Origin of the sequence: Neoaquamicrobium microcysteis, from assembly GCF_008180155.1 — a bacterium.
GTDB lineage: Bacteria > Pseudomonadota > Alphaproteobacteria > Rhizobiales > Rhizobiaceae > Aerobium > Aerobium microcysteis.
In genome coordinates, this window is the sequence record NZ_VSZS01000008.1 from 1 (window position 1) to 257 (window position 257).

Consider the following 257-nt stretch of genomic DNA (forward strand, 5'->3'; position numbering starts at 1 on the left):
ACGATCGGCGTGATCAGACCGCCCGGGATGGAGACGGCGACGCCGACATCGGCATGCCTGTGCTTCAGCATGCCGCCCTCGGTCCACGAGACGTTGGCGTCGGGCACCTGCCGGAGTGCCGCGGCAAACGCCTTGATGACGAGGTCGTTGACCGACAGCTTGTAGGCCGGCTCTTCGCCCTTCTCGCCCTTGAGGGTGGGGGCTGCGTCATTCAGCTGCTTGCGCAGCGCCAGAAGCGCGTCGATCTCGCAGTCGAG

At 66.5% G+C, this 257-nt stretch carries 1 protein-coding gene; it reads right to left on the minus strand.

Annotation, left to right across the window (positions count from 1 at the left end; genetic code table 11):
• Positions 1 to 257: 2-oxo acid dehydrogenase subunit E2 (locus tag FY036_RS00025; protein ID WP_201744655.1), on the minus strand; the 257-nt coding region annotated here is incomplete at both ends.